Origin of the sequence: Leifsonia virtsii (assembly GCF_030433675.1) — a bacterium.
GTDB lineage: Bacteria > Actinomycetota > Actinomycetes > Actinomycetales > Microbacteriaceae > Leifsonia > Leifsonia virtsii.
The window spans coordinates 652,982-679,067 of the sequence record NZ_JAROCB010000001.1; the positions used below are offsets into that span (position 1 = coordinate 652,982).

27 protein-coding genes are annotated in these 26,086 nt (G+C 71.0%); 11 read left to right on the top strand and 16 right to left on the bottom strand.

Annotated features, from left to right (window positions below):
- The first annotated feature begins 100 nt into the window (after window positions 1–100).
- Both P5G59_RS03170 and P5G59_RS03175 read left to right on the top strand, forming a co-directional pair.
- On the top strand, window positions 101–892 hold the full coding sequence (locus tag P5G59_RS03170; protein ID WP_301215899.1) for an SDR family oxidoreductase: 792 nt from the start codon (window positions 101–103) through the stop codon (window positions 890–892).
- Window positions 889–2,883, top strand: a complete 1,995-nt coding sequence (locus P5G59_RS03175; RefSeq protein WP_301215901.1) for a S9 family peptidase — start codon at window positions 889–891, stop codon at window positions 2,881–2,883. The genes P5G59_RS03170 and P5G59_RS03175 overlap by 4 nt, the downstream gene beginning before the upstream one ends.
- 75 nt (window positions 2,884–2,958) lie before the next feature.
- Here the strand turns inward: P5G59_RS03175 and P5G59_RS03180 are convergent, their stop codons facing one another.
- Entirely contained in the window at window positions 2,959–3,600 is a 642-nt protein-coding gene (locus P5G59_RS03180; protein ID WP_301215904.1) for an HdeD family acid-resistance protein, read from the bottom strand.
- Window positions 3,601–3,788: 188 nt separating this feature from the next.
- Here P5G59_RS03180 and P5G59_RS03185 point away from each other — a divergent pair, with 188 nt between their 5' ends.
- The 4 genes from P5G59_RS03185 (at window position 3,789) to P5G59_RS03200 (ending at window position 7,691) form a co-directional block, all read left to right on the top strand.
- Window positions 3,789–5,465: a circularly permuted type 2 ATP-grasp protein gene (locus P5G59_RS03185; protein ID WP_301215907.1), complete on the top strand. Its 1,677-nt coding sequence runs from the start codon at window positions 3,789–3,791 to the stop codon at window positions 5,463–5,465.
- Window positions 5,459–6,382, top strand: coding sequence for an alpha-E domain-containing protein (locus tag P5G59_RS03190; protein ID WP_301215910.1), 924 nt, complete (start codon window positions 5,459–5,461; stop codon window positions 6,380–6,382). The genes P5G59_RS03185 and P5G59_RS03190 overlap by 7 nt, the downstream gene beginning before the upstream one ends.
- Complete coding sequence (locus tag P5G59_RS03195) at window positions 6,379–7,236, top strand: transglutaminase family protein (protein WP_301215913.1); 858 nt, start codon at window positions 6,379–6,381, stop codon at window positions 7,234–7,236. Before P5G59_RS03190 ends, P5G59_RS03195 begins: the two co-directional genes overlap by 4 nt.
- Window positions 7,237–7,310: 74 nt before the next feature.
- Window positions 7,311–7,691, top strand: a complete 381-nt coding sequence (locus P5G59_RS03200) for a nuclear transport factor 2 family protein (RefSeq protein ID WP_301215916.1) — start codon at window positions 7,311–7,313, stop codon at window positions 7,689–7,691.
- A 42-nt stretch (window positions 7,692–7,733) separates the two neighbouring features.
- On the opposite strand, the gene P5G59_RS03205 is transcribed toward P5G59_RS03200, so the two are convergent.
- Window positions 7,734–8,741 carry an aldo/keto reductase gene (locus P5G59_RS03205; RefSeq protein ID WP_301215919.1) on the bottom strand — a complete coding sequence of 336 codons (1,008 nt, stop codon included), beginning with the start codon at window positions 8,739–8,741 and terminating at the stop codon, window positions 7,734–7,736.
- Between the two features lie 182 nt (window positions 8,742–8,923).
- Here P5G59_RS03205 and P5G59_RS03210 point away from each other — a divergent pair, with 182 nt between their 5' ends.
- Window positions 8,924–9,592, top strand: a complete 669-nt coding sequence (locus P5G59_RS03210; RefSeq protein WP_301215922.1) for an NAD(P)-dependent oxidoreductase — start codon at window positions 8,924–8,926, stop codon at window positions 9,590–9,592.
- 55 nt (window positions 9,593–9,647) lie between these two features.
- Here the strand turns inward: P5G59_RS03210 and P5G59_RS03215 are convergent, their stop codons facing one another.
- On the bottom strand, window positions 9,648–11,135 hold the full coding sequence (locus P5G59_RS03215) for an arylsulfotransferase family protein (protein ID WP_301215925.1): 1,488 nt from the start codon (window positions 11,133–11,135) through the stop codon (window positions 9,648–9,650).
- A 234-nt stretch (window positions 11,136–11,369) separates the two neighbouring features.
- On the opposite strand from P5G59_RS03215, the gene P5G59_RS03220 reads away from it, so the two are divergent.
- Window positions 11,370–11,711 carry a carboxymuconolactone decarboxylase family protein gene (locus P5G59_RS03220; RefSeq protein WP_301215928.1) on the top strand — a complete coding sequence of 114 codons (342 nt, stop codon included), beginning with the start codon at window positions 11,370–11,372 and terminating at the stop codon, window positions 11,709–11,711.
- A 152-nt stretch (window positions 11,712–11,863) separates the two neighbouring features.
- On the opposite strand, the gene P5G59_RS03225 is transcribed toward P5G59_RS03220, so the two are convergent.
- A complete protein-coding gene (locus P5G59_RS03225) occupies window positions 11,864–12,631 on the bottom strand; it encodes a Type 1 glutamine amidotransferase-like domain-containing protein (RefSeq protein WP_301215932.1) in 768 nt (255 codons plus the stop codon).
- Window positions 12,632–12,743: 112 nt separating this feature from the next.
- On the opposite strand from P5G59_RS03225, the gene P5G59_RS03230 reads away from it, so the two are divergent.
- Window positions 12,744–12,977 carry a histidine ammonia-lyase gene (locus tag P5G59_RS03230; protein WP_301215935.1) on the top strand — a complete coding sequence of 78 codons (234 nt, stop codon included), beginning with the start codon at window positions 12,744–12,746 and terminating at the stop codon, window positions 12,975–12,977.
- 18 nt (window positions 12,978–12,995) lie between these two features.
- Here the strand turns inward: P5G59_RS03230 and P5G59_RS03235 are convergent, their stop codons facing one another.
- Genes P5G59_RS03235 through P5G59_RS03245 form a run of 3 tightly spaced genes read right to left on the bottom strand, consistent with a single transcriptional unit; the run spans window position 12,996 to window position 14,721 of the window.
- Entirely contained in the window at window positions 12,996–13,385 is a 390-nt protein-coding gene (locus P5G59_RS03235) for a carboxymuconolactone decarboxylase family protein (protein ID WP_301215938.1), read from the bottom strand.
- A complete protein-coding gene (locus P5G59_RS03240; RefSeq protein ID WP_301215940.1) occupies window positions 13,382–13,861 on the bottom strand; it encodes a MarR family winged helix-turn-helix transcriptional regulator in 480 nt (159 codons plus the stop codon). Before P5G59_RS03240 ends, P5G59_RS03235 begins: the two co-directional genes overlap by 4 nt.
- Window positions 13,858–14,721: an MBL fold metallo-hydrolase gene (locus tag P5G59_RS03245; protein ID WP_301215942.1), complete on the bottom strand. Its 864-nt coding sequence runs from the start codon at window positions 14,719–14,721 to the stop codon at window positions 13,858–13,860. The genes P5G59_RS03240 and P5G59_RS03245 overlap by 4 nt, the downstream gene beginning before the upstream one ends.
- 167 nt (window positions 14,722–14,888) lie before the next feature.
- On the opposite strand from P5G59_RS03245, the gene P5G59_RS03250 reads away from it, so the two are divergent.
- Both P5G59_RS03250 and P5G59_RS03255 read left to right on the top strand, forming a co-directional pair.
- A complete protein-coding gene (locus P5G59_RS03250; RefSeq protein ID WP_301215944.1) occupies window positions 14,889–15,764 on the top strand; it encodes a G1 family glutamic endopeptidase in 876 nt (291 codons plus the stop codon).
- Between the two features lie 126 nt (window positions 15,765–15,890).
- Window positions 15,891–16,742, top strand: coding sequence for a trypsin-like serine protease (locus P5G59_RS03255; protein ID WP_301215946.1), 852 nt, complete (start codon window positions 15,891–15,893; stop codon window positions 16,740–16,742).
- 56 nt (window positions 16,743–16,798) lie between these two features.
- Here P5G59_RS03255 and P5G59_RS03260 read toward each other — a convergent pair whose 3' ends face one another.
- From P5G59_RS03260 to P5G59_RS03300, 9 genes are read right to left on the bottom strand one after another with little or no spacing between them, the layout of a single operon-like run.
- On the bottom strand, window positions 16,799–17,332 hold the full coding sequence (locus P5G59_RS03260) for a gluconokinase (protein WP_363324671.1): 534 nt from the start codon (window positions 17,330–17,332) through the stop codon (window positions 16,799–16,801).
- Window positions 17,329–18,576, bottom strand: coding sequence for a D-mannonate dehydratase ManD (gene manD, locus P5G59_RS03265; RefSeq protein WP_301215948.1), 1,248 nt, complete (start codon window positions 18,574–18,576; stop codon window positions 17,329–17,331). The genes P5G59_RS03260 and manD overlap by 4 nt, the downstream gene beginning before the upstream one ends.
- On the bottom strand, window positions 18,573–19,862 hold the full coding sequence (locus P5G59_RS03270) for a mannitol dehydrogenase family protein (RefSeq protein WP_301215950.1): 1,290 nt from the start codon (window positions 19,860–19,862) through the stop codon (window positions 18,573–18,575). Before P5G59_RS03270 ends, manD begins: the two co-directional genes overlap by 4 nt.
- On the bottom strand, window positions 19,859–20,722 hold the full coding sequence (locus tag P5G59_RS03275) for a sugar phosphate isomerase/epimerase family protein (RefSeq protein WP_301215952.1): 864 nt from the start codon (window positions 20,720–20,722) through the stop codon (window positions 19,859–19,861). The genes P5G59_RS03270 and P5G59_RS03275 overlap by 4 nt, the downstream gene beginning before the upstream one ends.
- Window positions 20,719–21,900 (bottom strand): Gfo/Idh/MocA family protein, encoded by a 1,182-nt coding sequence (locus P5G59_RS03280; protein WP_301215954.1) that lies wholly within the window; start codon window positions 21,898–21,900, stop codon window positions 20,719–20,721. The genes P5G59_RS03275 and P5G59_RS03280 overlap by 4 nt, the downstream gene beginning before the upstream one ends.
- Complete coding sequence (locus tag P5G59_RS03285) at window positions 21,897–22,739, bottom strand: sugar phosphate isomerase/epimerase family protein (RefSeq protein WP_301215956.1); 843 nt, start codon at window positions 22,737–22,739, stop codon at window positions 21,897–21,899. Before P5G59_RS03285 ends, P5G59_RS03280 begins: the two co-directional genes overlap by 4 nt.
- Complete coding sequence (locus P5G59_RS03290; protein WP_301215958.1) at window positions 22,736–23,680, bottom strand: carbohydrate ABC transporter permease; 945 nt, start codon at window positions 23,678–23,680, stop codon at window positions 22,736–22,738. The genes P5G59_RS03285 and P5G59_RS03290 overlap by 4 nt, the downstream gene beginning before the upstream one ends.
- Window positions 23,677–24,660 (bottom strand): carbohydrate ABC transporter permease, encoded by a 984-nt coding sequence (locus tag P5G59_RS03295; protein ID WP_301215960.1) that lies wholly within the window; start codon window positions 24,658–24,660, stop codon window positions 23,677–23,679. Before P5G59_RS03295 ends, P5G59_RS03290 begins: the two co-directional genes overlap by 4 nt.
- A gap of 13 nt (window positions 24,661–24,673) precedes the next feature.
- Window positions 24,674–26,035: an ABC transporter substrate-binding protein gene (locus tag P5G59_RS03300; RefSeq protein WP_301215962.1), complete on the bottom strand. Its 1,362-nt coding sequence runs from the start codon at window positions 26,033–26,035 to the stop codon at window positions 24,674–24,676.
- Window positions 26,036–26,086 lie beyond the last annotated feature (51 nt).

Genomic DNA, 26,086 nt, shown 5'->3' on the forward strand with positions numbered 1-26,086 from the left:
CCCTTTCACTGCTTGCTACGAACGTACCAGCACCGGCCGACGCCGCGTCGGACCCACTTGGTAGTCTCAGGTGCAGGACATCGACGCTTCAGGAGTATTCGTGGCAAACCCTCTCTCACCCGGCTCGCTGACGGGCAAGCGCGCCCTGGTCACCGGCTCGTCGCGCGGCATCGGCGCCGACACGGCCCAGTACCTCGCCGAGGCCGGCGCCCGCGTGGTGATCAACTACCGCAACAAGGAGGCGCGCGCGCAGAAACTCGTCGACGGCATCGTCGCCGCGGGCGGCGAGGCCCTCGCGGTGGGCGCCGACCTGACCGACGCGGAGTCCGTTGCGGCCATGTTCCGGACGGTGCAGGGCGCGTGGGGCGGCCTCGACATCCTGGTGCTCAACGCCTCCGGCGGCATGGAGTCCGGCATGGCGGAGGACTACGCCATGCATCTCAACCGCGACGCGCAGCTGAACACGCTCACGGCGGCGCTCCCGCTCCTCGGCGAGGGCTCGCGGGTCGTGTTCGTCACGAGCCACCAGGCGCACTTCATCCGCACCACGCCGACGATGCCCGAATACGAGGCCGTGGCGTTGAGCAAGCGGGCGGGCGAGGACGCGCTGCGCGCCCTCCTGCCGCAGCTCGCGGAGAAGGGCGTGGAGTTCGTGGTGGTCTCCGGGGACATGATCGAGGGCACCATCACCGCCACGCTGCTGAACCGCCTCAACCCGGGCGCCATCGACGCGCGCAAGGAGGCGGCCGGCCGCCTGTACAACGTGAGCGAGTTCGCGGCCGAGGTCGCGGCGGCGGCCGTCGACCCGGTCCCGGCCGACCACACGCGCCTCGTCGGCGACGTGTCCAGCTTCACGCCGATCGCCGACTCGGACGCCGAGATCGCGGAATGAAGCCGGCCGACCTGGACCTGCTCGTCGGCGTCTCGACGCCGGCCGTCCACCCCGGAGGCGGCCGCGCCGTCGTGTCGGTCACGCATCCGTCGCTCTCGGCCGACGCCACCGTCGGCCAGCTGTGGACGATCCCGCTGACCGGCCACGCCGCCCCGAAGCTGCTCACGCGCGGCTTCCGCGACACGGCGCCCGCGTTCTCGCCCGACGGCCGGCTGCTCGCCTTCCTCCGGGCGGAGCCGAAACGCCCGCCGCAGCTCCACGTCGTGGACGCGGCCGGGGGAGAGCCCGTCGCCGTCACCGACCGCAAGCTCGGCGTGTCCGAGTTCGCCTGGGCGCCCGACGGCCGAACGCTCGCCTTCGTCAGCCTCGTGCCTGAACAGGGCCGGTACGGGACGGTCGAGGGGATCGATCCGAACGGGGAGCCCGCGCGCCGCATCGACACGCTGAAATATCAGGCGAACGGCCTCGGTTACATCAACGACCGGCGCGCACACGTCTTCACCGTCGCCGTGCCCGACGTCTGGTCCGCTCCGACGCCGGCACCGGTGCCGCATCCACATGGCTTGAGCGACCCGGCGCCCGCTGTGGCCGAGCCGCGGCAGCTGACCGACGGGTCGTTCGACGACGGGTCGATCTCGTTCTCGCCGGACGGCACGCGGATCGCCTTCGTGTCGGCCCGGCACGAAGGCCGCGACCACGACCTGCGCTCGAACGTGTTCGTCGTGCCGGTCGACGGCGGCGAGCCGCGCGATCTGACCGGCGCCCACGGGTCGTACAGCATCGTGGAGGCCCGGTTCGGTGACGGCGGTGCGCTGTTCTTCACCGCACAGGACGTGGGGGAGAGCGGCCGCGACTTCGTCGCCCGCAACGCCGCACTGTACGTGATCGACGCCGAGGGCGACGCACCGCGCCGACTCACCGACCCGGAGACCGTCGACTTCACCGAGTCCGCGATCACGCCGCACGGCGACGACGCGGTGCTCCTGCAGGACCGCAGCCGCGGCGCGCTGGTGCTCACGCGGATCGACGCGGCGGGGGAGAGCCGGCGGCTCACCGACGCCACGACCGTCGTCGGCGGCGCCGGCGTCGCAGGCGAGACCATCGTCGTGAGTTTCGCGGACGCCCGCACAGCGGGCGACGTCGCACTGGTCGACGGCGACGGGCTGCGCAGGCTCACCGATCTCTCGGCGCCGCTGCGCGCCCACGGGATCGTGGAGCCGAGCGAGCTGACCGTGACCGGACGCGACGGCTACCCGGTGCACGGCTGGGTGCTGGTGCCGGAGGGCGAGGGGCCGCATCCCGTGCTCCTCAACATCCACGGCGGCCCGTTCGCCTCGTACACCGGCGCGCTCTTCGACGAGGCGCAGGTCTACGTCGCGGCAGGGTACGCGGTCGTCATGTCCAATCCGCGCGGCTCGGCCGGGTACGGCCAGGAGCACGGGCGGGTCATCCGGCAGCGGATGGGCACCGTCGACCTCACCGACGTGCTCGACTTCCTCGACGGCGCCATCGCGCAGACCCCGGGACTCGAGGCCGACCGGGTCGGCATCATGGGCGGGTCGTACGGCGGCTACCTGACCGCGTGGACGATCGCGCACGACCACCGGTTCGCCGCGGCCATCGTCGAGCGCGGCTTCCTCGACCCCGACGCCTTCGTCGGGACGAGCGACATCGGCAGCTTCTTCGGCGACGAGTACACCGGTACCGACCCGGAACTGATGCGGTCGCAGAGCCCGCAGGCTGTGGTCGACCAGGTGCGCACGCCGACACTCGTGCTGCACTCGTCGGCCGACCTGCGCTGCCCGCTCGGCCAGGCCGAGCGCTACTACGCGGCGCTCAAGCGGCGCGGCGTCGAGACCGAGCTGGTGATCTTCCCGGGCGAGGACCACGAGCTGAGTCGCAGCGGGCGGCCGCGGCACCGGCAGGAGCGGTTCGACATCATCCTGGACTGGTGGGCCCGCCACCTGCCGAGTGCGGCGAACCACCGCTGAGCCCCGGCACGCGACGACGTACGACGGCCCCGTTCGAGCGATCGAACGGGGCCGTCGGCGTCGGGGGGAGAGGCGCTATGCCACGCGCGGCTCGGCGGTCGTGGAGCCCATCTCCTTGAGCGCCTCGCGGCCGAACGTGAACGCGCGGACGATCCCGATGATGCCGAGCACGATCAGCGCGATCGCCGCGAACAGCAGCAGGAACGCCGCCGACGAGACCGGCAGGACCAGCACGACGATCCCGGCGAGGATGCTCAGGATGCCGAACGCGATCGACCATCCGGCCGATCCGGAGCGCCCGGCCTCGGCGAGGGCCATCACGCCCTCGATGATCCAGCCGACGCCGATGAAGGCGACCGTGAAGATCACGAGAGCGATCGCCGCGGTGGTGACGTTCTTCAGCGCCACGATGCCCACGAAGATCAGCAGGACGCCGAGGATGATGTTGAGCGCCCGCGCGCCGCCGCGCATCCCGCGGCTGAAGATGCCGACGCCGAGACGCAGCACACCGGCGACGAGGAAGTAGATCCCCAGGAAGATGGCCAGCACCGCGATGGTCTTCTCGGGCCACACCAGCAGGATGATGCCGAGGATGACGCCGATGGCGCCGCTGATGCCGAGCGCCGTGCGGATCGCGTTGATCGCGGACCGCGTCATCTGGCGGGCATCCATGGAGAACTCGTGGAACATCGGGTCGGTCGGATCGTTCAGGCTCATCGCTGCATCATCCCTTCGAGGTGCGCCCGCCGTGATGGCGTCGTCGAGGCCGACATTAGCGCCCCGCGGCAGGCGTTGTCAGGAGGTGATCGGCGCGGCACGCCCGGTGGCGAGCGCGTGCGCGGTCGGCGTCACACCCGCAACAGGTTCGAAACGCGGGCGAAACGAGGCGTGGATAGCGTCGGCGCATGGGCGAGTTGTTCGACGGGTACGCCTACCCCGCAGCGGCCAGGCGACGCGGCCGCGGCGCGCCCTTCGACGAGATGTTCGCCGTGGCCCCCGGCACCGCCCACGGCAGGTCGGCGTACCGGGAGCTGTTCGCGGCGCTGGCGTCGATGACGCAGAAGGAGCTGCGCGGACGGATGGAGTCGCTCGCGAGCTCGTACCTGGCGCAGGGCGTCACGTTCGACTTCGCCGGCGAGGAGCGGCCGTTCCCGCTCGACGTGGTCCCGCGGGTGATCGAGCAGCCGGAGTGGTCGCGGCTGGAGCGGGGGATCCAGCAGCGCGTGCGCGTACTGGAGGCTTTCCTGAGCGACGTGTACGGCGACCAGAACGCGGTGCGGGACGGCGTGGTGCCCGCGGGACTCATCACCTCCTCGGCGCATTTCCACCGCGCGGCGGCCGGGATCACGAGCCCGAACGGGGTGCGCATCCAGGTCTCCGGCATCGACCTCATCCGCGACGGGAACGGCGAGTGGCGGGTGTTGGAGGACAACGTCCGCGTGCCGAGCGGCGTCAGCTATGTCATCTCCAACCGCCGGGTGATGGCGCAGACCCTTCCCGAGCTGTTCGCGTCGATGCGGGTGCGGCCGGTGGGGGACTACCCGCACAAGCTGCTGCAGGCGCTGCGCGCCAGTGCGCCGGGCGGGATGAGCGACCCGAACGTGGTGGTGCTCACGCCGGGCATCTACAACTCGGCGTACTTCGAGCACACCCTGCTCGCCCGGCTGATGGGGCTGGAGCTCGTCGAGGGCAGGGACCTGTTCTGCACCGGTGGCTACGTCTACACGCGCACCACGTCGGGGCCGCAGCGCGTGGACGTCATCTACCGGCGGATCGACGACGACTTCATCGACCCGCTCCAGTTCCGGGTCGACTCGGTGCTCGGCACGCCGGGCCTCATGCTGGCGGCACGGCTGGGCAACGTCACCATCGCCAACGCGGTCGGCAACGGCGTCGCCGATGACAAGCTGGTGTACACGTACATCCCGGACCTCATCCGCTACTACCTGGCGGAGGTGCCGCTGCTGCCGAACGTGGACACGTGGCGGCTCGAGGATCCGGACGCCCTGGCCGAGGTGCTCGACCGACTCGACGAACTCGTGGTGAAGCCGGTGGACGGATCGGGCGGCAAGGGCCTGGTGATCGGCCCGGACGCCTCCCGCAAGCAGCTGAACGAGCTGCGGGCCCGACTCATCGCCGACCCGCGAGGCTGGATCGCGCAGCCTGTGGTGCAGCTGTCGACCATCCCGACCCTGGTGGAGGACGGCATGCGCCCGCGCCACGTGGACCTCCGGCCGTTCGCGGTGAACGACGGACGCGACGTGTGGGTGCTTCCGGGCGGCCTGACGCGGGTCGCACTCGGGGAGGGGCAGCTCGTCGTCAACAGCAGCCAGGGCGGCGGGTCGAAGGACACCTGGGTGATCGGCGCCGCCGATGCGCCCGACGCGCGACGCCACGGCTCGGAGGACGCGACAGTCGAACCGGGCGTCGCCCGCGTCGCCGGGCTGGTCGCCGACCAGGCCGCTCCGCACGTGGGGACGCACCTGCAGGACCACTCCGCCGAGGATGCGCCGCGCAGCGACCAGCAGCAGCAGCAGCAGCAACAGTCCGGCCGGGCCGGGGAGCGGGGGTCGCCGTGCTGAGTCGTATCGCCTCCTCCCTGTTCTGGATCGGCCGCTACCTCGAGCGCAGCGACGGCACCGCCCGCATCCTGGACGTGCACCTGCAACTGCTGCTCGAGGACCCGTGGGTCGACGAGGACACGGCGTGCCGTTCCCTGCTCGGAGTGATGGGCAGCCCCGCACCGGCCCACTGCGCCCGGGAGGACGTGCTCCGGGTGCTCGCAGTGGACCGTTCGGCTCCCGGCTCGATCGCCTACTCGCTGGGCGCGGCGCGGGAGAACGCGCGACGGGCCCGCGAGATCATCTCCGCGGAGCTGTGGGAGTGCCTCAACACGACGGCGGCCCGCACGCCGCACCAGGTGACGAGTGACAAGGTGCACGGCTTCTTCAGCTGGGTGCGGGAGCGGACCGCGCTGGCGGTCGGCCTGATGGAGTCGGGCGCGAGCCAGGACGAGGCGTGGCACTTCTTCACGCTCGGGCGCAGCCTGGAGCGCGCCGACATGACCGCCCGCCTGCTGGCGACCCGCGCCCTGACCGAGGCGAGCGGTGCGAGCTGGACGACGATCCTGCGCTCCTGCGGCGCGTACGAGGCGTACCTGCGCACGTACCGCGGAATGCCCTCTGCGCGGAACGCGGCCGAGTTCCTGCTGCACGACCGGCTCTTCCCGCGGTCCATCCTGTACTCGATCACGCGGGGACTGGAGTCGCTGCGCGAGCTCGAGCCGCGCCTCCAGCGTGCCGGGGTCTCCGACGACGCGGTGCGGATGCTGGGGAAGGTGCGCAGCGAGCTGGAGTTCCGTCCGGTCGCCGACGTGCTCGTCGACCTGCCCGCCGCGATGGCGGGGATCCAGGATGCGACCAGCGCGGCCACCGAGGCGGTGGCGCTGCGGTACTTCCCGGAGAACGTCGCACTGAACTGGATGGGGGACAGGGCGTGAAGCGGCTGCGGGTCGTGCACACCACCGGGTACCGGTACGACGGAGACGTGAGCGCCTCCTACAACGAGGCGAGGATGCTCCCGATGTCGAGCGACGCTCAGCTGGTGCTGCACTCGTCGGTCGACGTGCGGCCGGTGTCGTCGCATCATCAGTACACGGACTACTGGGGCACCCGGGTGCTCGCGTTCGACGTCCTGGACGCGCACCGTGAGCTGACGATCACCGCGAGCAGCCTCGTGGAGGTCGTGGAGAGCACGCACTCCGAGGCAGGCGTGGGGTGGGACGAGCTGCGTGCGGCCATCCCGCGCTCGGCCGGCTGCGTGGAGCAGCTGGGGCAGACACCCCTGACCGAGCCGCCCGCCTCCCTCGCCGAGCTCGCGGCCACCGTGGCCGCGGCCGTGGGGCCGGCTGTCGACAGCCCGTGCGCCGCCGCGCGCGCGATCGTCGCGTCGGTCTCGTCCGAGATGGCGTACATGAGCGGGGTGACCGGAGTCCGCACCACGGCGGCCGAGGCCTGGGAGGCGCGCAGCGGCGTCTGCCAGGACATCGCGCACGTCGCCATCGGCGCCCTCCGGTCCGTCGGCATCCCGGCGCGCTACGTCTCCGGCTACCTGCACCCGAAGACCGAGCCGGTCGTGGGGGAGACGGTGACCGGGGAGTCGCATGCGTGGGTGGAGTGGTACTGCGGCTCCTGGCACGGCTACGACCCGACGAACGGCGTCCCGATCGGCGACCGCCACATCCGCGTCGGGCACGGGCGCGACTACACCGACGTGACCCCGCTGCGCGGTGTGTATGCGGGCAGCGGGAGTTCCGACCTGTTCGTGCAGGTCTCGATCACGCGGGAGGCGTGAGAGGCGGCGGCGAGTGGACGGTCTGCCCGGGTAGATTCTGTCGTGCTGGACCCCGACCGCACGAGGAGGACACGATGGCCACCACCGACAATGCGCAGTTCGTCCGCGAGTTCTATGAGCAGGCGTTCAACGCGGGCGAACCCGAGGCGGCAGCGCAGCGCGCGCTCGGCGACACCTACACGCAGCACAACCCTCAGGCGGGAGACGGTCCCGACGCGTTCATCGGCTACGTGCACTGGCTCCGCGGCCAGTTCCCCGACCTGCACCTCGACATCAAGCGCACCATCGCCGAGGGAGATCTCGTCGTCACCCACAGCAATCTGCACCTGGCACCGGGCGATCGCGGCATGGCGGTCGCCGACTTCTGGCGGCTCGAGGACGGCCGGATCGTCGAGCACTGGGACGTCATCCAGGAGGTCCCGGAGGAAGCGGCGAACGGCAACACCATGTTCTGACCGCTCCCGAGCGCGGGAGGGCGGCGGTCCCGCCGGTCGCGGTCAGCGTCGGCGCTGCGCCGGATCGGTCAGTGCGGGCGTGTCGGTGAGGTAGTCGGCCGGAAGCGTCTCGGCCCCTGGTGCCGCGATCGCGTCGACGGCGTCGAGGACATCGCCCGTGAGGGTCTGCTCCGATGCGGCGATCAGATCCTCGAGCTGCTCGGGGGTCCGCGGGCCGACGATGACGGCGGTGACCGCGGGGTGGGTGCGGACGAACGCCGTCGCGAGGTGCGGGAGCGTCAGCCCCGCCTGGGACGCCACATCCTGCAGCTGCTCGACGATCCGCCAGCGCTCCGCGTTGCCGGGCGTGGTGCGGTCGAACAGGGCGGGACTGAGACGGGCACGGCTGTTCTCGGACAGCTCGCGTCCGCTGAGCCACCCGTTCGCGAGCGGGCTGAACGTCAGCACGCCCATGCCGTACCGGCGTGCGGTGGGCAGGACGGAGGCCTCGACCCGACGGTTCAGGATCGAGTACCTGGCCTGCTCCGTGACGAAACGGGCGTGCCCGCGCCGCTCGGCGACCCACTGCGCCTCGACGATCTTCTCGGCCGGGAACATCGAGTGGCCGAACGACCGGATGAGCCCCTCCCGCTTCAGATCGGACAGCGCCCCGAGGGTCTCGTCGAGGTCGGTGTTCCAGTCGTAGCGGTGGAGCTGGTACAGGTCGATGTGGTCCGTCCCCAGCCGCTGCAGGCTCTCCTCGACCGCCGTGCGGATCCACCGGGGCGAGGCGCCCCTCCGGTTCGGATCCTGGACGTCGGGCAGACCGAACTTCGTCGCCAGCACGACCTGGTCGCGGCGGTCCCGGATCGCGTCGCCGACGATCCGTTCGGACTCCCCGTCGCCGTAGCGGTCGGCGGTGTCGATGAGGTTGATGCCCGCATCGATCGCCGTGTGGATCATCCGGGTGACTTCGTCGCGGTCGGTGTTGCCGAAGCCACCGAAGTTCATCGAGCCCAGTGCCGTGTCGGAGACCGAGATCCCGGTCGCTCCAAGGTATCTGCGTTGCATGTCGTGTTCCTCCTGGGGCCATCATCGGCCGGGCGGGCAGCACCTGCAAAAGGCACCTTGACGTGCGTTTGCGCAGTGGATGCGCAGTGGACTGACGCACGTCGATGTGCCTTTTGCAGGCCATCCGGATCCGGCCCAGAATGTGACACAAGATCACAGCGCACCCTCGGAAGGACTACCCCGTGACCACCCTCCTCGTCCTCGGCGGCAGCGGCCGCACCGGCGTTCACGTTCTCTCGCAGGCGGTAGAGCGCGGATACCGCGTGCGCGCCCTCGTACGGAAGCCCGACGCCGTCGATGCGCCCGACGGCGTCGAGCTGATCGCGGGGACCCCGGCGAACATCGATGACCTGCGCCGCGCGGCGGACGGTGTGGACGCCGTGGTCAGCGCTCTGAACAACTCCCGCGCCAGCGACAACCCGTGGTCGAAGCCGGTGAGCCCGCCGAGCTTCATGACGGACGCGACGCGTGACACGCTGACCGTCATGGGGGAGAAGGGCATCCGCCGGATCGCCGTCGCCTCCACGCTCGGCGCCGGTGACTCCTGGAAGACCCTCAACCCGCTCTTCAAGGCGCTGATCAAGACCTCGGGCATCCGGCACGGCTACAACGACCACCACGGCGTCGATGCCGTGGTCCATGCCTCCGACGTGGAGTGGGTCCTGGCCCGCTCGGTCGCCCTGACCGATGCGCCACCGCGCGGACCACTGCGCGCCGCGCCGGCCGGGACTGAGAAGCCGGGCTTGAGCGTCAGCCGCACCGATGTCGCCCGGTTTCTCCTGGATTCCGTCGAGGACGACACCTGGCTCCGCCGATCGCCGCTGATCTGGAACGAGCGAGCGCCGCGCTGACAGCGCGCGCCGGGTGCGACCTTCGAGGTTCTCCGGCCTCACGCCACCGCATCGGTCACGCGGACACCGTCCCGGAGGTGCCCAGCACGTCCCCGTCGGCGCCGAGGGCTTGGACGGAGAACCGGTCGGCGGGTGCGACGAGCATCGACGTCTCGAACCCCGAGCGCTTCACCGTCCCCACCGGCACAAGCGCCCCGCCGGGCCCGGCGAGGACACGCCAGCTGCGCACCTCCGTCGCCCCGTTCCAGCTGGCGAACACACGGACCCTGTCTCCCTCGCGCTCCGCGGCGACGGCCGGCGGCTCGGCGGGGTGCCCCGTCCACTCGCCTCGCCACGCCCGGTAGGAGATGCCGCCCAGCGTCGCCTCATAGATCGCCTCGCCGGCCGCCGTGAACTCCGTGACGGCCGGGTCCGTGCCCCACCCGACGAGCACGTTGCCTCCAGGGAGGACCTGGACGCTGCCCATCGCCGTCCCGAGGTGGTCGTCGTAGGCGTACTCACGAAGAAGCGTGGCCGTCTTCGCGTCGGCGTCGAGGTCGAACGACATGCCACGCGATCGACCGTCTCGCCCGGAGTACAGGTGGTTGTCGAAGAGCGTGATGGTGCCGTCCGCCTGCCGGCGGACATCGTGCTGCCACGCGAACACGGCATCCTCGGCCAGCCGGATGTCGCTGTTCTTGCCGCCGAAGCGCCATGAGATCTCGCCGGACGCCCGGTCGATCGCGTACACGGTGTGGGTATGCCGCGCGGAGACCAGGAGCAGGTCGCCGTCATCCTCGACAGCGTTGAGGTGGTACGGGTCGAACGCGCGGCCCTTCGTGGTGCCGTCGTGGCCCTCGTCCTGCGTCAGGCCGAGGAACGTCTCGGTGAGCGGAACGTGGTCGGACGCCTTCCAGTCCAGCAGCAGACGCCCGGTCGCGACGTCGATCTCCTGAACGCGGCAGTCGTAGATGTAGCCGTGCTTCGCGCCGCCGATGCCGCTCAGGTCGGCGGGAACCGTCTCGTAGGCCGTGATCAACGCCGTGCCCTGGTGGGTCAGGCTGAACTCGTGCAGGTCCGCCTCGACCCCGCCGTTGCCCCGCACCGTCGCGATCCGGCGGTAGGCGGCGTCGAGCACCACACCCACTCCGTCGCCATGTCCGGCCGTGCTCGTGCCCGTCCAGTAGGTGAGAACGGGCTGGCCGAGGTAACTCTGAACGCGGAGGTCCGTCACATTCGCCTGGGTGGGCTCGATCCACACCGGCTCGCCGCTCTCCCGCATGATCAGACCGGTGAAACCTTGGACCTTCTGGGTGACGAAGACGAGTCCGGCAGCCGTCGTCCCGGTCTTCCAACTGGAGACTGCCGGGACGGTGAGGTCGGTGGTGCGGAAGGTTCGCGAGCCCGCCGCCGACGTAGGTCGCGGGGTCACAGCGGAGGATTCGGGGGCCGGCCGGCTCACCGCCAAGCCTGCGCCGAGGGCGCCGGCGGCGACGATGCCGGCGCCGGTGATCAGGGCACGACGCGAGAGGGAGGGGTTTCTGCGGGAGTTTTCAGATTCCACATCCCCACTATCGCCGCAGGACCCGGGGCGACCCATCGATCGGCTATGGAATCGCTGGGGATCCGGGCACCCGGGGGAGTGCGAACGCCGCGGCGACTTCCGACCGGCTGGATGCGAAGCATGTGTTGCGCTGACAGTTTAGCGCAACTTAGTTGCATTAGTTAGCGCAATGATGTTTCATTAACCTCGTTAGTCGGGCGTAACCACCTCCCGCCCTGACACAAGGAGATGACCATGTCCGAATCCATCGATCGCGACTACGCAACCGCTCTCAACGAAGCCGAGAAGCTCCTCGGCTTCCGACTCGAGCGCTTCCTCGAAACCGCGCCGACCGAGCCGGAGAACGCCGAGGACTTCAAACGGATCGCCACCATCCAGGCGTTCGGAGACGCCTGGCCCCGCACCGACCACCTCGACACGCGCACCCGTGCGCTCGTGTCAGTGACCATCGCGGCATCCCTGGGCATACTCGAACCACTCCGCGGCCAACTGCGCATCGCTCTGAACAGCGGAGCGACCAAGGAGGAGATCGTGGAGATCTTCATCCAGATCGCCGCCTACGCCGGCGTTGCCTAGCCTTCGAGGGCTACGGCATCGCGGCTGAGGTCTTCGCGGAGCAGGCCTGAGCAAGCGGCCGGGGCTCATGGCACGCGCGGCGGCCGCGCGCTGATAATGCACATTATGTCAGTTCGCGTAGAATCGAGCCGCTGTGCGTGAGGGCGCCTTACCTACTCCGCGTCCCCGATCGTGGAGACCAGCACCCCGCCGTCCGTCCTGATCACCCGCCACACGCTGCCCGCTCCTTCGACGCGGAGCCGTCCTTCGCCGACGATCAGCGCGGTGCGCTCGTCGATCCCGAGTGCGCCGGTGATCAGTCCGGCTTCGACCGCGGCGACCAGACGGGACAGCGTGCCGCGCTGGGCGACATGCGCCTCGATCGCCACGTCCACCAGGCCGATGCCGGCGGCGATCTCCAGCTCGTCGCCCGGCTCTCCGGGCTCCTCGGGCGAGACGACGACGCCGCCGATGCGCGAGCCGCCTCCGAGCGAGCCCTCGGCGGCGATCATCGCGCCGGCCGAGACGCCGAGGTACGGCACGCCGGCGGACACCAGCCGGCGCAGCTCGCCGAACGGCGGCTCGAGCCCGGCACGCACCTCCTCGACGACGCCGCCTCCCACGGCGATGCCGTCCACGTCGGCGATCGCTTCGAGGCCGATGGGTTGGCCAGGCCGTCCCGTGCTCAGCTGCAGATCGATCGATCCGGTCGCGGCCCCGACCAGGAGCTCCCCCAGTGCTGCGGCCTTCTCCTCCGCCTCAGGGTGCAGTGAGATCACGGCGATGCGCGGTCGCGGACGCTGTGCGCGGAGCGCCGCCTCCTCCAGGAACGGAGCGTGGAGCGCGGCGTCCGCGAGCGTGGTCGCTCCCCCGCCGATGAGGTGCAGGCTGGCGCGGCTCACGGCGTCGGCGGAAGCTTCTTGGATCTCGTCCCTCGTCACAGCACGAATCTACCGATCAGCACGTCGCCACTCCCTGTCGACATCCTGCATCGCGTACTCTGACCGCAAATCGCGCGACCTGAACGGACGGTTGCAGATGAGGAGGAACCCGATGGGCGTCGTATTCCCGGCCGGCACGATCTCGGTCACGACCGCGGACGGCGACACGGTCATCCTGCGCATCTGTGAGCTGTGCGGTGCGACGGTTGTCGACGCAGAGGACACCGACCTCGCGTTCCACAAGCGCTGGCACCGGATCACAGGTTCCGGCAACTGGATCGACCCATCGACGGGCCGTGTCCACAGTCTCGCGAATCAGCCCGTTCCTGGCGGGGCGTCCGACTGACGGCGCACTCAGCTTCGGCTATGACGGTGACGGCTCCGACACAGCCGTTCGCCTCACGGTCGCCATCGCCGCGGACGCCGCGGGCTGGCCGACGTACGCCGTGAGCAGGATCATCAGCGCGGTCAGTCCCTCCTCGGTCACGCCGGTGCTCCGGGCGAGCGTCAGGTAGGTGACGAGGCGATCGTCGGTGACGTGCTGCCCGACGAGCGACGCGATGACGGCCATCGCGCGGTCGCGGTCGGTGAGCTGGTCGCTCCCCCAGCCCATGCCTCCGGCGGCGTTGAACGCCTCCGTCGTGTACTCCCGTCCGGCTCTGCGGACCATCAGCTCCTCGGCCTCCGCCTCGCCGACGCCGATGTTCCTGGCGTAGACGGCGCGTCCCAGCGCGATCCGGTCCGTGTCGTTCACAGGCAGGACCCCCGGTCGACCGTCTCGCCGACGATGGCGAACAGCATCCGGCGCAGGCTCGCGACGTCCTCGTCGGTGAAGGCGCTGAGGGCGTCCCGTTCGGCCGTCTCGGCGGAGGCGGCGGTCAGGCTCCGCAGCCGTTCCCCCTCCTCCGTGATGACCGGGATGCGGGCGCGGCGGTCGCGCGGGTCCGGCTGCCGTTCGACCAGCCCGGAGCGCTCCATCCGGTCGAGCTGGCTCATCAGGGTGGTCTTGTCCAGCCCGAGGGCCCTGCCCAGCTCGATCTGAGTGAGGCCGGGGGTCTTGTCCAGCGCGCTGAGGACGATGTACTCGCGCAGTCCGAGGCCCTGCGCGGCGGCCTCGGACTCGGTCACGGCGTGCAGGCGCTGTGCAGCGCGGTGCAGCAGCCAGGTGATCTCCGCGTCCGGGCCGGGCGCGAAAGCGTCACCGACCTGGGCCACCTCCTGGTCCGTCATCGCGCACCCCCGGCCGCCGGCTCGGGCGACAGCAGCGGGATGGCGGCGTACGCGCGGAGGTCGTGCGAGGGAACGATGTGCGTCCGGTCGCTGAGTGCGATCGTTCGGGCGAGATTGGTGCGCACCTCGCCCACGTCGAGGTCGGCGACCGTGCGCATCAGCCAGGGGCGCTCCAGGCGCTCGGTGACCCCGTCCAGCTGCCAGGTCAGGTCGCCGATGAACGCGAACCGCTCCCCCTCCGGCAGCGTCACGAACACGACCACCGACCCCAGGGTGTGGCCGCCGGCCTTCGCGACGACGACCGAGCCGTCCCCGAAGACGTCGTGGCTCGCGGGGAAACCGAGGTACTCCGGGCCGTCGAAGGTGTACTCGTGGATGGACAGGCCCTCGGACACCGCCCGGTAGACCGCGCCGTGCGCATCCTCCGCGCCGTACCTCCGTTCGTCGCGGTTGATCCAGATCGGCACCCGGAGGCTGTCCAGACCGCTCACGTGGTCCCAGTGCACGTGGGTGACGAGCACGCCGAGGAGACGACTGCGGTCGTAGCCGGCGGCATTCAGCTGCTCAGCGACGGTGCGCGTCGCCGTGAACGGGGCGCGCTCCATCCTGGCCAGCATCCGGATGTGGTCCGCGACGTGAGCGCCGAAACCGGCGTCGATCAGGAGGTCCCCCTTCGGATGCTGCACGAGCACGGCGGAGGCGGCGAACTGCCGCTTGTCCGAGAAGGAACCGCCGCGGATCGCGAAGGCCGCGCGGGTCTCGTAGGTGCCGGTCGGCAGGTGATGGATGCGCAGCGAGGCCGGTGGGTGCGCCTCGGGCAGGGGGCCGCGCCAGGGTTCCGCGGAGATTCGGGTGCTCATGCGGTTAATCATCCGACTTCAGATCATCCGAGTCAAGACGATATTTGCGCGGCGCGACTGCGCCGCTCCGGAACGTGCGCGGGCGCGCGCGCACCCGCAGACGTTCCGAACGGGGGCAGTCGCGGCGCGAAGTGGGCTGCCCGCGGAGGCGGACTCAGGAGTACCTTGTGGCCGATCAGAGAGCGGGGCGCGGCATGGACCACGAGACGAAGCAGGCCGGACGCGTGCGGTTGCATCCTCCGGCGCCGACCGGATTCGATCCGTTCGACGCGACACCGCAGGAGCTCGCCAGGCACGGACTCCCCCGGCGTCCGGACGCCGCGAGCGAGGGCGAACTCGCGGCACTCTGGGAGCAGAAGGCTGCCCGCTACCGCCACTTCGAGCACCTGCAACCGGTCGTGCTCGACCCCTCTCCCCTGCCGCCTGCGGCGCCGCCCGCGCTCGGGCCGGACCCGATCGACTCCGCCGGCTATTCGCTCACCTCGCGTCACGCGCCCTTCACGTCGCTCTTCCTCACCTGGACCGTGCCCGACCTCCAATTCGACCCCGACCCGTTCGGGATCAATAGCCTCCACATCTTTGCCGGGCTCGGCTTCCTGGACGTGCACACGCAGCTGACCGTGACGGCCGCGCAGACCGTGACCTGCTCGCTCTGGGCCCAGGGAATCGGGACGATCGGGCTCGCCGTGCGGCCAGGCGACGTGGTCAGCGCCTCCCTCTGCCTCAACGCGAACGCGGCGGGGACGGCGGCCTACTTCTTCAGCAACGAGACCACCGCCCGCACGATGAGCTTCAGCGTGGACACGGGCTTCCCTCCCGCGATCACGGTGGATGCCGGGGTGACGCGCGACGGAGTGCTACGGCCCGGCCAGTCGCTCGCCCGGTTCGGGACCGTCTATTTCGACGAGATCAGCGCCTACGACGCCGCCGGCCACCAGTCCCCGCTCTCCGGCGAGGCGATCACCATGGCGGATGGCTCGACGGTGCTGGCCACGCCGTCCGCGCTCACCGACTATGCCTTCAAGGTGGTCAGCGCGCGCTGAGCCGGGCCCGCGTCACCCGCGCATGTGCGCAATCCCCTACGTCCGTCCGCTCGGGGTCTGGATCGAATCTGAGAGGACGCACATACTCGGAGGATCGAAACCGCTGAGAGATCCAAAGGGGGATCCATGCGCAAGAGAATCCTGGCCGCCGCCATCGCGCTGGCCGCATTCGCCGGACTGGCCGTCGGCACACCAGCCGCCGCCAGCACGGGAGGAACGCCCGACGGGACGAAGCATCCCGACGTCGGCCTGATCCTGTTCTACGACGCCGACGGACGCTTCCGGTGCTCTGCGACGCTGGTGTCGCCGACCGTGGTGCTGACGGCGGCGCACTGCACCTCGGGCACGCTGGGCAAGACGCTGGTCACGTTCGACTCCGTGATCGCCGAGCAGCCGCCCGCGCCGTTCCCGGTCGCCGCAGACCCGAGCGCCGGCTTCACTGCCGCGGAGATCGCGGCCGCCGGCTACTACTCGGGAACCGCGTACACGCATCCGGACTACTCCGACTTCACCGACACGGCCAACTGGAACGACGTCGGTGTGATCGTGCTCGACCAGCCGCTCCCCTCGTTCGGCGCCGGCTACCCGCAGCTCGCTCCGGTCGGCACGCTCGACGCCATCAAGAAGAGCGACCTCTCCAAGACGCTGTTCACGGCGGTCGGATACGGCACCGAGGTCCGGAAGCCGGAGTCCGGTCCGCAGAAGCCGCAGCCGATGAGCTACCCTCTCATCCGCCGCTTCGTCGACATGCCCGGGCAGAAGCTCACGCCGCAGATCCTGCAGACCAACGGCAACCCGAACGACACGCGCGGCACCGGCGGCACCTGCTTCGGCGACTCCGGCGGGCCGGTGTTCCTCGGTGACCGCCTTGTCGCCGTGACGAGCTACGGCTACACGGACAACTGCCGCTACCTCGGCGGGTACCAGCGCGTCGACATCCCGGTGGTCGACGCCTGGCTGGCCGGCTTCGGGGTCTGACGGCCGCTCCTGCGCGAGCAGACCACTCCGCGAGGGGCGCCGGGGTTCGGCGCCCCTCAGCGTTCGTGGGCGAGGACGGTGTCAGCGATCTCGGCGGCCAGCGCCGCCGGCGGGAGCGCCACGTCCAGCCGCATCCCGCTCTCGTCGGCCTGGAGCGGCTGCAACGTCGCGAGCTGTGAGTCGAGCAGCGACACCGGCATGAAGTGGCCGGGCCTCGCCGCCATGCGCTCGGCCAGCAGGTCGCGATCGCCGTCCAGCTCCGCGAACACGGCGTCCGGAGCCTTCGACCGGATGAGATCGCGGTAGGAGCGCGTGAGCGCCGAGCACGCGACCACGACACCGCCGGCGCCGCTGCCGGCGAGCGTCTCCCCGATCGTGCGCAGCCACGGCGTCCGGTCGTCGTCGGTCAGCGGGACGCCCGAGGCCATCTTGGCGACGTTCGCCGGCGGATGCAGAGAGTCGCCGTCGACGAACGGCACACCCAGCCGCTCGGCCACGAGCTGCCCCACCGTCGTCTTGCCCGCGCCGGAGACGCCCATCACCACGATCCGCGGCCCGGTCGCCCCGTCCATCCCGTCCACCCCGCTCACCAGTCGTGCATCGAACCGTCGAGCAGACGGTTCACCGGCAGGTAGGCCGACTGGTACGGGAACGACTCCGCCACCACCTCGTCGTACGAGACGCCGAGCCCGGGCTCCTCCCCCGGCTGCAGCATCCCGTCGCTGAACGTGTAGGTCGGCCGGAACACCTCGTCGGTGGGCGCGCTGTGCCGCATGTACTCCTGGATGCCGAAGTTCGGGATGGCGACGCCCAGGTGCACGGCCGCCGCGAGTCCGACCGGGGACACGTCGGTGGGTCCGTGAACGCCCGACTTGATCTGGTACACCGCGGCGTAGTCGAAGATGCGCCGGAGGCCGGTGATGCCGCCGGCGTGGGTGACTGGGGAGCGGACGTAGTCGATCAGCTGCTCCTCGAACAGCTCGCGGTAGTCCCAGATGGTGTTGAACACCTCGCCGATCGCCAGCGGGGTGGTGGTGTGCTCGCGCACCCGGCGGAGCACCGCCTGGTTCTCGGCGGGCGTGACGTCCTCCAGCCAGAACAGGTCGTACGGCTCCAGCGACTTGCCGAGCTTCGCCGCCTGGATGGGCGTGAGCCGGTGGTGGGCGTCGTGCAGCAGCGGCAGCTCGGGCCCGAACTCGTTGCGCACCGCCTCGAACACGCCCGGGATGTGGCGCAGGTAGGCGCGGGTTTCCCACTGCTCCTCGACCGGCACCGCGCTGCGGCGCGCGGGCTCGTGGTCGTAGCGCGTCGTCATCCCGTCGGCGCCGGCGGCCGCGTTGGCGGACGACGCGACGCCGTACACCGAGCCGAGCCCCGGCACCCCGGTCTGGATGCGGATGGCGCGGAAGCCCTGCTCCAGGTGCGCCCGGACGGAGTCGAACAGCTCGGGCAGGTCGGCGCCGGAGGCGTGACCGTAGGTGAGGCAGCCGACGCGGCTGCGGCCTCCGAGCAGCTGGTACAGCGGGAGGCCGGCGACCTTCGCCTTGATGTCCCACAGCGCCGTGTCCACCGCGGCGATGGAGGCCATCGTCACGGGTCCCCGCCGCCAGTAGGCGCCCCGGTACAGGTACTGCCAGGTGTCCTCGATCCGGTGGGCGTCGCGGCCGATCAGCAGCGGGACGACGTGCTCGCTCAGGTAGGCGGCGACGGCGAGCTCCCGGCCGTTGAGGGTCGCGTCGCCGAGGCCGGTCACGCCGTCCTCCGTGGTGATCCGGAGGGTGACGAAATTACGGCCGGGGCTCGAGACGAGGACGTCGGCGGCGGTGATTCTCATGCGTTGGCTCCTTGCAGGGATGCGGTGCTCTCGGCGAGCGGGCGGGCGAGGTCGGTGAGGTCGGGGGCGACGGCGTCGAGCACGAGGGACGCGCGGGCCACAGGGTCGCGGGCGTCGCGCAGTCGGGCGACGAGCGCGTCCGCGTGCGGGTCTCGCGCGTCGCCGGTGAGCAGGTGGAGGGTCCAGGCCGCGAGCACGCCGAGTTGCGCCTCCCCCGGCCCGAGGCCCGCGGCGAGGCGTTCGCGCAGCGGGTCGACGATGCGCGGCACCAGCTTCTGCGACCCGTCGGTGGCGACCTGGGCGAGCCGGTGCTCGATGCGCGCGTTGGCGAACCGCCCCCGCAGCGCGTCCTCGGCGGCGGCCACCGCGGCGTCGTCGAACGGGAGTCCCGGACGCTGCTCCGCCCAGAGCCGCTCCAGCTCGGCGGCGAGCACCGGGTCGGCGGCGGCCTCGGCGATCGTCCGATGCCCGCGCAGCAGCCCGTGGTACGCCAGCAGGGAGTGCCCGGCGTTGAGCAGGCGCAGCTTCCGCCGCTCGTACGGCTCGACATCGTCGACGAAGCGGGCGCCCGCCGCCTCCCAGGGCGGCCGTCCGGCCGGGAACGCGCCCGCGAGCACCCACTCGCTGAACGGTTCGGCGACGACCGGCGCCGCATCGTCCCACCCGGCGAGCCGGCGGACGGTCGCGATGTCCTGCTCGGTGGTGGCCGGGGTGATGCGGTCGACCATGGTCGAGACGAACGACACCTCCGCGCGCACCCAGGCGTCGAGGTCGCCGTCGTCGGCGGTGAGCGCGAGCACCGCATCCCGCAGCACCCGGCCGTTGCCCGCCAGGTTGTCGCAGCTGACCAGGGCGATGCCGCCGGCGTCGGCCCGGGCGCGGGCGGCCAGCCCGTCGCGGATGCGGGCGGGCGCCGACGCGCCGGGCAGATACCCCGCCTCGGTGATGGTCAGCGTCAGCACCGCGACGTCGGGGTCGGCGAGCGTGGCGGTCCAGGCCGCGGTGTCGGCGCCGTCGTGGACGCGGCTGAGGGCCTCCACCGTGCCGACCTCGTCGCCCGACGGGCCGCGGGTGAGGAGGGAGTAGACGGAGTCCTGCGCGGCGAGCACGCGAGCGGCGTCGGGCCGGCGGCCGGTGAACGCGGCGATCCCCCAGCCGTCCGCGGGCCCGGCGGCCTCGGCGTCGTTGGCGACCTGGGTGTACCAGGCCTGGTGCGCGCGGTGGAAGGCGCCGAGCCCGAGATGCGCGACCCGCACCGGGTGCCGGGCAGAGCGCGGCGGCGTCATGCGGCCGCCGCGGGGCGCGTGCGGGCCTCCACGGCACGCAGGTACTCCAGGTTGCCGCGCGTGCGCTCCTCCAGCGGGAGCTCGGTGGAGAAGTCCTCGCAGGTCACCCATCCGTCGTACCCGAAGGCGTGCAGCGCGCGGAAGTACCCGTCCACATCCCCGGCCCCGGCCCTGAGCGGCGCCCACTCGGCGCGCCAGGGGACGGTGCCGTCCTCCTCGGGCTCGCCCGCGACCCAGGCGGCGTTCTTCACATGCACGTGGGCGAGGTACGGGCCGAGCAGCTGCAGCGACGCCAAGGTCTCCTCCCGGCCCTCGATGACGAGGTTGCCGAGGTCGTGGATGACGCCGACGTGCTGCGGGTCGAGCCCGTCGACGAGCCGGAAGGCGGACGACGCCGAGGGGGTGATCGTCTCGTGGTGCAGCTCGACCAGCGCCTTCACCCCGTGCTCGGCGGCGCGGGATGCGACCCACTCCAGATCGCGACGGGCGGCCGCGAAGAGGGCGCGGTACTCCCCCGCGTCGGTGCGCGGCATGGTGACGCGCACCTGCCGGGCGCCGAGGCGGGCGGTCGCGGCGAGCATCCGCTCAACGCCGTCGTGGTCGTCGCAGCGCGCGTAGCCGCCGAGGCCGGAGTACTCCAGGCCGCTCTCGCGGGTCAGCCGCTCGATCTCGTCCAGGTGGTCCTCGAGCCCGGTCAGCGGCCAGGTCGCGCGGTTGCCGGCCCAGAAGCCGGGCGTCTGGGTCTCCTGCTGGTCGGTTATGCGCCACTCGATGCCGTCCCAGCCCTGGCCGGCGAGGTTCCGCGCGGCCTCGGCGGGCGTCCATTCCGGTGTGGATGCGGTGAACACGGAGAACCTCATGCGTGCGCTCCCGTCGTGACCGGTCCGGTGGCGACGACCACGTCGTCCAGGTCGCCGGCGAGAACCTCGTCGAAGCCGACGGGCCGGCCGAGCGTGGCAGAGAGGTAGACCGCGCGGACGACGCACAGCGACTGAAAGGCGTCCTCCACCCGGACCCCCGGCGGGCGGCCGGTGTCGATGGCGTCCACGATGTCCTCGTACTGGCGCAGGTGGCCGAGCACGAACGCCTCCGGGCCGCGGTCGCCGCCGCGCAGCTCCCCCGCGGGCACGAGCTGAGAGGCGCGGTCGGCGGTGTCGCCGTCGGCGGAGAACGACTCCAGCTGGTCGTCGTGGATGACGGCGGAGCCGGCGTCGCCGTGCACCTGCAGCCGGACGGCGAGGCCGGGGAACGCCGCCGTCGTCGCGTGCAGCACGGCCAGCGCGCCGGACTCGAACCGGATCGTAGCGACCGCGATGTCCTCCACCTCGACTCGCTGGTGGGCGAGCAGCGCGGTCTGGGCGAACACCTCGACCGGGCGGCCCAGCATCCAGACCAGCAGGTCGACGGTGTGGACGCCCTGGTTCATCACGGCGCCGCCGCCGTCGAGCTCCCAGGTGCCGCGCCACTGGCCGGAGTCGTAGTACTCCTGGCTGCGCCACCACGCGACCGAGGCGACGCCGCTGGTGAGCCGGCCGAACCGTCCGGAGTGCGCGGCGTCGGCGACGACGACGGTCGACGGGTCGAAGCGGTGCTGGCTGATGACGGAGACGACGAGGCCGTCGGCCTCCGCCCGCCGGGCCAGCGCGCGCAGCTCGCGGGCGCGGCCCATGTCGGTGTCGAGCGGCTTCTCGACGACGACGTGGGTGCCGGCTGCGATGGCCTCCTCCGCGACGCTGACGTGCAGCCCGCTCGGGGTGCAGATGACGACGACCTCCGGACGTGCGGCGGGGTCGGCCGCGAGAGCGTCGGAGAGAGAGGCGAACACCGCGGGGCGATCGCCGGTCGCGGCGGCGACCTGGTCGGCCAGCGCTTCCGCCGCTTCCGGGACCGCATCGACGAGCGCCGAGATCGTCAACCGCGGGTGCCGGACGATCGCCCTGGCGTGGTTGACGCCGATGATGCCGCAGCCGACGATCGCGACGCGGAGCCGGTCGGCCCCGTCGCTCGCGGGCGTGCTGGTGGTGGTCTGGTCCGTCATGCGAGGGTGACTCCGATCCGGTCGGTCAGTGTGCGGAAGGCGCGGGCGGCGCGGCCGAAGGCTTCGGGTCCCGAGAAGCCGCCGAGCGCGTTCACGTCGGTCAGGTGCGGTTCGAGGGACGCGAAGCCGGTGTAGCCGTCGTCGCGCAGAGCGGTGAGGGTCTGCAGGACCTGGCCGTCGCCCTCCCCCGCCGGGACCACCTCCCCGGTGGCGGACAGTGCGTCCTTGACCTGCAGGTACTCCAGGTGCGGACGAAGCGCAGCGTACCCGTCGTCGAACGGATGCGCGACGCCGACCTGGACGAAGTTCGCGCTGTCCCAGGCGAGGCGGAGCGCGGGGGAACCGACCGACTCGACGATGTCGAGGCAGCGCTCCGGGGTGTCGCCGTAGATGTCCTTCTCGTTCTCGTGGAGCAGCACGAGATCCTCCGCCTCGGCCACGTCGGCCAGGGCGCGCATCCGCACGAGCACGTCGTCGCGAATGCCCTCCACCGCGACGCCGTCGCCGCGGAAGAAGGAGAACAGGCGGATGTAGCGCGTCCCGAGCCGGTGTGCCGCGGCGGCCGCGCGGCGCAGTCGCTGCACCTCGTGCTCGACGGGCAGCGCAACGTCCACTTTGCCGACCGGCGACGCGATGGCCGAGACGCCCATCCCGCGCTCGCTCAGGACACCGGCGAGGCGGCCGAGCTGCTCGTCGTCGAGGTCGACGATGTTCACGCCCCAGGCGCTGCGCACCTCGATCGCATGCGCGCCGAGCGCCTGCAGCACGGCGGTCTGGATCGCCGGGTCCGCATCGATCTCGTCGCCGAAGCCGGACAGGGTCCAGGTGACGGTGGTCATTTCACTCCTCCACTGGTGAGGCCACCGATGAGGTAGCGCTGGAAAACGAGGTACAGCACGACGACGGGCACCGCGCAGATCAGCGACGCAGCCATCATCTGCCCGTAGAGCGGGATGGCGCCGCCCTCCTGCGTCGCCCCGAACACCTGCAGGGCCACCGCGGCCGTCCGCGACTCGGGATTGGTCAGCACCGAGGCGAACAGGACGTCGTTCCAGCCGAGCAGGAAGGCGAAGATGCCCGACACGACGATCCCAGGCCAGCTGAGCGGCACGACGATCCTGGTCAGGATGCGCCACGACGACGCGCCGTCGATGCGGGCCGCTTCCTCCAACGCCTTGGGCAGTCCGCGCAGGTAGGTGACCATCACCCAGGTCGAGAACGGCAAGGCGAAGGTCAGGTAGGTGATGAAGACGGCCCAGCGCGTCCCGATGATCTGGACGCCGAGCACCGTCGCCGTGGACGAGAACAGCACGAACACCGGCAGCAGGATGAGGGTCCCCGGGATCGACTGAAGCCCGAGCAGGCCGCGCAGGAACGTCATCCGGCCGCGGAACTCGTACCGCACCAGCACGTACGCGGTGGCGACCGACAGGAACGCGCACACGATCGCGACGCCGCCGCAGATCAGGACGCTGTTGGCCAGCCCGGTGCCGAGATCGACGGTGCTCCACACCTTGATGTAGTTGTCGAGGTTCAGCTCGGCCGGGAAGAACGCGCCGGCGGCCACAGAGACATCCGAGTTCACCGACGCGAACAGCATGTAGAGCACGGGCCCCAGCACGATGACGAGCAGCACGGCGATGATCGCGACCAGCAGCGGCCGTGGCAGCAGCCGGGTGACGTCGGCGGCCGGGCCGCGCCCGGGGCGGCCGGAGCGGCGCGCGGCGCGGCGGGCGTCGCGGGGCGAGACGGCGTGGAGCGCGCGGGTGGCGGTGGTCATCGCTGCTCCTCCTCTCCGGAGTCGAGCTTCACCGCTCGCAGATAGACGAACAGCGGGATCGCGATCAGCACGAGCGAGCAGATCGCCATGGCGGCGCTCAGTCCGAAGCGGAAGCTCTGGAAGCTCGTCACGTAGGTCAGCACCGGCAGCACGTCCACATCCTGCGGCGCGGGCACCCCGAACAGCACGAACGGCAGGGTGAAGGCGTTGATGTTGTGCAGGAACGCGATGATCAGGGCGAGGAAGATCGGCCCGCGCAGGTACGGCAGCACGACGTAGCGGAGCTTGATCCACCAGGTGGCGCCGTCGATCGCCGCCGCCTCGTGCACCTCGTGGTCGACCGACTGCAGCCCGGCGAGCACCAGCAGGTAGAAGAACGGCCACGACGTCCAGATCTGCACGATGATGAGCGACCAGTAGCTGAGCGGGCCGTTGAGCCACAGCCCGGTGTGCACGCCGACGGCGCCGAGCATCGAGTCGACGACGCCGCCCGGCTGCAGCATGGTGCGCCACAGCGTGCCAACCACGAACGCGGGCAGCACGTACGGGATGAGGAAGAGCGAGCGCACCAGCGCCCGGCCGCGGAACCGGTTCTGCGTGGCGAGCGCCGCCGCCAGCCCGATCGGCATGGTCACCACCGCCGCGATCGCGGCGAAGGAGACGCTGATCCCGATCGACCGCAGCAGCGGAGAGGAGACCACGGCCTCGACGTAGTTGCCGAGCCCGAGGAACGGCGCCTGCAGCCAGCTCTGCAGCGTGTACTGGTCGAGGTCGAGCGTCGACATCACCACGGCCACGATCAGCGGCACCACGATGATGACCAGCATCAGGATGCCGCCGGGCAGCAGCATCCACAGCGGCCGGTTGCGCTCGCCGCGGCGGCGGCGCCGGGCCGGGCGGCCGCCCGCGGGAGTCGTCCCCGCGGACGGCCGGCTCTGCACGCCCGCCACGGACGGCGGGGTCAGCGTCGAGTTCGACATGGTCTCGTCCCGGTCACTTCGACTTGGTGAGGGCGTTCTGCGCGGTCTCCTGCGCGGCCTTGAGCTTCGCCTCGAGATCCGAGGAGGAGACCTTGCCGGCGGACAGCGCCGGGATGGACTGCACCACCACGTTCGTCAGCGCCAGCTGGGTGTCGCCCCAGGCGCCGGTGAACGGCGTCCCGTAGGCCTTGGTGCCGGCCTCGAGGACGGGCGGGAGCAGCGTGTTGCTCTGCTCGATCTGCTTCGCAGCGTCCGCGTTGGTCGGCAGGTCGCCGAACGTCTTGGTGTACTTCACCTGGTTCTCGGTCGAGGTGAGCATCTTGATCAGCGCGAAGGCGAGGTCCTGGTTCTTGGAGTACTTGGCGACGACCATGTTGTCGCCCGAGAGGATCGTCGCGGCCGCCTTCCCTCCGCTCGGCAGCTTGGTCGCGCCCGGCGGCACGGTCGGCAGCACCGCGTACGCGTACTTGCCGGCGACCGGCGACTTGTCGAGCGTCACCTGCGAGGTCGAGGTGACCATCGGCAGGTACGCCGCCTTGCCGTTGGCGAAGGCCGCGAGAGCCTGCGCGTTCTTCCAGCCGATCGCCGCCGGGTCGACGACCTTGTCGTCGGTCAGCCAGCCGAAGTAGGTCTGGTACGCCTTCTTGACCGCCGGGTCGTCGATCGTCGCCTTCTTGCTCTTGACGTCGAGGATGGTGTTGCCCTGCTGCATCGCCATCGTCCAGATGAACTTCCACGGGTTGAAGCTGTCGGCGTAGTCGATGGCCATGCCGTGGACGTCGCCCGAGGTCAGCTTCTTGGCCTGCTCGGCCAGCTCGTCCCAGGTGGTGGCGGGCTTGTCGATCCCGGCCGCCGCCAGGAGCTCCTTGTTGTACGCCATCACGAACGGGCGGCTGAGGAACGGGATGCCGACCTCGTTCTTCTCGTCCGGTCCGGAGATGCCGAGGGTGGCCGGGACGAACCGGTCTCGGCCGCCGATCTTCTTCCACTCGGCGTCGGTGAGCTTCACGAAGGCGCCGGTGGAGTACGCGGTCGGCGTGAACGTCGTGCCCAGGTCGTAGATGTCCGGCCCCTGACCGCTCAGCACCGAGGTCTGGATCTTGGTCAGCTCGTCGTTCGCCGTGGCGAACGTCTCGAACTTCACGGTGGCCCCGGTCTCCTTCTGGAACTGGTCGGAGACGTCCTTGAACCACTGCTGCTGCTCCGCGGAGTACAGCGTGTTGGCGGCGATCATGACGTCCAGGGTCTTGCCCTTGCCGTCGACGGTGCCGCTGCCCGCGGTGCTGGTGCCGCCGCCGGTGCCGGAGCACCCGGTCAGGACCAGGCCTGCCGCGGCGAGGGCGGCGACCGCCGCCAGCCCGAAACGTGATCTCATCGTGTGACTCTCCTTTGAGCAGGTGATGGGGTGGATCGTGACCCCCGAAGT

Bases quoted from the DNA above. Each gene is read 5' to 3' on its own strand.
- P5G59_RS03175 (WP_301215901.1), top strand. From the start codon at position 889: ATGAAGCCGGCCGACCTGGACCTGCTCGTCGGCGTCTCGACGCCGGCC.
- P5G59_RS03180 (WP_301215904.1), bottom strand. From the start codon at position 3,600: ATGAGCCTGAACGATCCGACCGACCCGATGTTCCACGAGTTCTCCATG.
- P5G59_RS03185 (WP_301215907.1), top strand. From the start codon at position 3,789: ATGGGCGAGTTGTTCGACGGGTACGCCTACCCCGCAGCGGCCAGGCGA.
- P5G59_RS03200 (WP_301215916.1), top strand. From the start codon at position 7,311: ATGGCCACCACCGACAATGCGCAGTTCGTCCGCGAGTTCTATGAGCAG.
- P5G59_RS03205 (WP_301215919.1), bottom strand. From the start codon at position 8,741: ATGCAACGCAGATACCTTGGAGCGACCGGGATCTCGGTCTCCGACACG.
- P5G59_RS03220 (WP_301215928.1), top strand. From the start codon at position 11,370: ATGTCCGAATCCATCGATCGCGACTACGCAACCGCTCTCAACGAAGCC.
- P5G59_RS03230 (WP_301215935.1), top strand. From the start codon at position 12,744: ATGGGCGTCGTATTCCCGGCCGGCACGATCTCGGTCACGACCGCGGAC.
- P5G59_RS03240 (WP_301215940.1), bottom strand. From the start codon at position 13,861: ATGACGGACCAGGAGGTGGCCCAGGTCGGTGACGCTTTCGCGCCCGGC.
- P5G59_RS03245 (WP_301215942.1), bottom strand. From the start codon at position 14,721: ATGAGCACCCGAATCTCCGCGGAACCCTGGCGCGGCCCCCTGCCCGAG.
- P5G59_RS03255 (WP_301215946.1), top strand. From the start codon at position 15,891: ATGCGCAAGAGAATCCTGGCCGCCGCCATCGCGCTGGCCGCATTCGCC.
- manD (WP_301215948.1), bottom strand. From the start codon at position 18,576: ATGAGAATCACCGCCGCCGACGTCCTCGTCTCGAGCCCCGGCCGTAAT.
- P5G59_RS03270 (WP_301215950.1), bottom strand. From the start codon at position 19,862: ATGACGCCGCCGCGCTCTGCCCGGCACCCGGTGCGGGTCGCGCATCTC.
- P5G59_RS03275 (WP_301215952.1), bottom strand. From the start codon at position 20,722: ATGAGGTTCTCCGTGTTCACCGCATCCACACCGGAATGGACGCCCGCC.
- P5G59_RS03280 (WP_301215954.1), bottom strand. From the start codon at position 21,900: ATGACGGACCAGACCACCACCAGCACGCCCGCGAGCGACGGGGCCGAC.
- P5G59_RS03285 (WP_301215956.1), bottom strand. From the start codon at position 22,739: ATGACCACCGTCACCTGGACCCTGTCCGGCTTCGGCGACGAGATCGAT.
- P5G59_RS03290 (WP_301215958.1), bottom strand. From the start codon at position 23,680: ATGACCACCGCCACCCGCGCGCTCCACGCCGTCTCGCCCCGCGACGCC.
- P5G59_RS03295 (WP_301215960.1), bottom strand. From the start codon at position 24,660: ATGTCGAACTCGACGCTGACCCCGCCGTCCGTGGCGGGCGTGCAGAGC.
- P5G59_RS03300 (WP_301215962.1), bottom strand. From the start codon at position 26,035: ATGAGATCACGTTTCGGGCTGGCGGCGGTCGCCGCCCTCGCCGCGGCA.